The organism is Candidatus Hydrogenedentota bacterium (assembly GCA_019695095.1).
In the GTDB taxonomy this organism is placed as follows: Bacteria; Hydrogenedentota; Hydrogenedentia; order Hydrogenedentales; family SLHB01; genus JAIBAQ01.
Map to the genome: position 1 here is coordinate 1 of JAIBAQ010000350.1, position 3,406 is coordinate 3,406.

The 3,406-nt window shown below is 56.2% G+C and carries 4 protein-coding genes; all 4 read right to left on the reverse strand.

What is annotated here, in order from left to right; translation table 11 throughout:
* Nucleotides 1–26: 26 nt before the first annotated feature.
* From coaBC to K1Y02_26180, 4 genes are read right to left on the reverse strand one after another with little or no spacing between them, the layout of a single operon-like run.
* Nucleotides 27–1,235 (reverse strand): bifunctional phosphopantothenoylcysteine decarboxylase/phosphopantothenate--cysteine ligase CoaBC, encoded by a 1,209-nt coding sequence (gene coaBC / locus K1Y02_26165; protein ID MBX7259868.1) that lies wholly within the window; start codon nt 1,233–1,235, stop codon nt 27–29.
* Nucleotides 1,216–1,437, reverse strand: a complete 222-nt coding sequence (rpoZ, locus tag K1Y02_26170) for a DNA-directed RNA polymerase subunit omega (GenBank protein MBX7259869.1) — start codon at nt 1,435–1,437, stop codon at nt 1,216–1,218. Before rpoZ ends, coaBC begins: the two co-directional genes overlap by 20 nt.
* A gap of 38 nt (nt 1,438–1,475) precedes the next feature.
* Nucleotides 1,476–2,090: a guanylate kinase gene (gene gmk, locus K1Y02_26175; protein ID MBX7259870.1), complete on the reverse strand. Its 615-nt coding sequence runs from the start codon at nt 2,088–2,090 to the stop codon at nt 1,476–1,478.
* 8 nt (nt 2,091–2,098) lie between these two features.
* Nucleotides 2,099–2,977, reverse strand: a complete 879-nt coding sequence (locus K1Y02_26180; protein MBX7259871.1) for a YicC family protein — start codon at nt 2,975–2,977, stop codon at nt 2,099–2,101.
* Nucleotides 2,978–3,406: the final 429 nt, after the last annotated feature.

The window sequence follows — 3,406 nt, forward strand, 5'->3', positions numbered from 1 at the left end:
AGAAATGAGATCGTGAGTTACGCGGATTAGCGAGCCGCGAGCAGCGCGGCAATTCGGTCGAAGATTCGCTCTGCGACGTCCGCCTTAGACAATACGTCCAAGTCTTCCGTCGTGCCGTCGTGAGCAATGAGGGTGGCCTTGGACGTGTCTTTGCCAAAGCCCGAGACTTCGGAGTCGACCTCGTTGGCGACAATGAGGTCGAGGTTCTTTTTCTTTAGCTTTACCTGGGCATTCGCAAGGAGATCGTCCGTCTCCGCGGCAAAGCCCACGATGACTTGCTCGGGCCGGCGTACGGCGCTGACAAGTCCGAGTACGTCAGGATTCTCGACGAGCGTGAGTTCGAGGTTCTTTCCACTCTTCTTGCGCTTGCTTTGAGCGGGCTTTTCGATGCGGTAATCGGCCACCGCGGCCGCCCCGATAAACACATCGGAATCTTGCGAAAGACTGACAACGGCCTCGGCCATTTCGACGGCAGTTTTTACGGGGAGGGTGAGCACACTGTGAGGCATGGTCACCGATGACGGGCCGCTGATTACCGTGACGACCGCCCCGCGCGACAAGGCTTCAAGCGCCAATGCCCGGCCCATTTTGCCGGAAGAGTAGTTGCCGATGAAGCGCACGGGATCGATTGGCTCGTGGGTGGCTCCGCTGGTGATCAAGACTCGCTTGCCGGTCAGGTCTCGTTTTTCGGACAACAAAACGGCGGACATCTCAAGAATCGCTTGCGGGTCAATCAATCGCCCCGGGCCGACGGTACCGCAGGCAAGCCGCCCAAAATCGGGTCCCACAAAGTGGCATCCGCGCTGACGCAGTTTCAGGATGTTCTCTTGCGTTGCGGGGTGGTTGTACATGTTGGTATTCATCGCGGGCGCGAACAGGACAGGGGCCTTGGTGGCGAGCAGTGTCGTGGACAACCAATCGTCCGCTACCCCGTTGGCCGCCTTCGCAATGATGTTTGCAGTGGCAGGCGCGATCAAGAAAAGGTTTGCGCGCGTCGCGACGGCGATATGCTCGATGTCCGGATTCTGCATCGGTTCGAACATGCGCATTATGGCGCGGCGCCCGGTAATGGCTTCGAATGTGGCAGGGCCAACCAGTTCGGCGGCGGACTTGGTCAAGACAGGCGTGACTTTGGCGCCCAGCTCTACAAGCCGGGAAGCCAATTCGCATGCCTTGTATGCCGCAATCGACCCGGTTACGCCCAGGACGATTTCCTTATTCGAGATAGGTTTCATCTTCTTCGCCGCCAATACGTGGCTTCAGCTTGTCCGCAAGCACTTCTTCCAGTGCGACCATCGTCGGCTTGCGGGATGTGCTGCGCACCATGGGGCGAGCCTCCGGCTTGGACAGTTGCGAGGCGCGTTTTGCGCCCAGAATGACCAACCGGTAAAGGCTGTCAATCTTCCCTTCGAACATTTCCACCGAAATTCTGCTCATTGTTCTATCGGACTCCTACTCGAACGCCTTTCGGCGTGTTATGGCTGCCGCGACGACCGCAACCGTTGCGACCGGATGATGGCCTCCAAGTCTTCAACTGCGGTATTGAGGTCATCATTAATGACGATATAGTCGAACTCGTGACGTTCCTTGATCTCTTCCCTTGCGCGCGCAACACGACGCGCAATTTCCTCCGCGCTGTCGGTAGCGCGCGCGGTCAGCCTGCGTTCCAACTCCTCTATGCTGGGCGCCATGATAAAGATGGTCGCCGCATCAACGCCCGCTTCACGGACATTGCGCATTCCTTGCACATCCAGTTCAAGGATGACGTCTTTGCCTGAAGCAGTCAATCGGTCTACTTCTTCACGCGGAGTTCCGTATAAGTTACCGTGAACCTCCGCCCATTCAAACAGCCCCCCCGAATCGCGAACGCGTTCGAAGGTTGCGCAGTCCACAAAATAATAATCGTAGCCGTCTCGTTCGCCGCACCGGGGCGCGCGCGTCGTCATGGATATGCTGTATGCGATGCGAGGGTCTCTTGCCAGCACGCGTCGAAGAATCGTGTCTTTTCCCGCGCCGGAGGGCGCGGAGATGATAATCACGAGACCGCTAGCCGGCGATCGCTTCACCTCACGATCGGTTTCAACGCTCATGACCACTCTTATTCGATGTTCTGGATCTGCTCGCGGATCTTCTCCAGTTCCGCTTTCATTTCCAATACGATCTTCGCTACGTTGCCGTCGCGCGTCTTCACGCCGAGCGTATTGATCTCGCGCTGAATTTCCTGCGAAAGAAAATCCAGCCGGCGTCCGGCCGGTTCGTTTGCGTCCAACATATCTATCATGTGGCCGAAATGCGTCTTCAGCCGGACCACTTCTTCGGTAACGTCGCTCTTCTCCGCGAGCAGGGCCACTTCAAGCGCCAACCGGTCTTCCGTAATAGTGACTTCTGCCTTCAATTCGCCAATGCGCGTACGGAGGCGCTCTTCGTAAAGTGCCCTCAATTCAGGCAGACGTTTCTCGATATCGGCCAACAACGCTTTCATGCCCTCGACGCGCTGGCGCACATCGTCGGCCAGATGACGGCCTTCCTGTGCGCGCATTTCATCGAGCCGCGTCAAGGCTTCTTCCGTGACTTGAACCACGATGGGTTCAACAGCGGTCAAGTCCTCGTCCGCTTCTTCTTGATAGAACACCCCATCCAATTGTGCCAAAACGTTCAAGGATAACGTTTCGTAGGTTCCTATCATCTGCGCCAACTCGCGCGATGCATTCAAGTATTGCCTGGCCACCTCGCCGTCAAAGTTCACGGATCGCGTCGAGGTCAAGGCCCGCTTCCGGCTAACGTTCACCGTCAGCTTGCCTCGGGTCAGGTGCTTGCGAATTGTCTGCTTAACGATGGGATCAAGGCCTACCCACGCCGATGGCAACCGCAAACTGCAATCCAGGTAACGGTGATTGACCGAGCTGATTTCTACCGTGAGGCTTTGACCGCCAAATTCGCCGGCCGCCTTCCCGTACCCGGTCATGCTCCTAGACATTGTATCTCCCTGGAATTGAGATTCGAATAGCGGCATACTATACGCGATGAACGCGCGGGGATGCAATTGCCGCCGCGAGTTGGGAAACTACTGCTGCCGGGCGGGTATGACATGTTTGCGTCCTGCGCGCTGTCATCAAGTGCCTGCAAGGTACGAGCTGTCCGAATAAGGATATTACAAACTTTTATTGCTTGTACTTAAGCGGGAAAATAGGGAGCGCGTCATTTGATTCATCGTCTACGGAACAGGCAAGATAGTCCGGAATTTTCGTGAATTTACACGAGCTTCTCTGGCAATCAATGCACTTGCGAGACGTGCGGCAAAAGGCAAGGTAAACAGAGCGTGCTTGCTAGAAGTCCTCGTTGTGGGACTGCAAGATCTTGCTTGTGAATAATTTACGATGTTACTGAGATGCGCTGGAGTACGTTG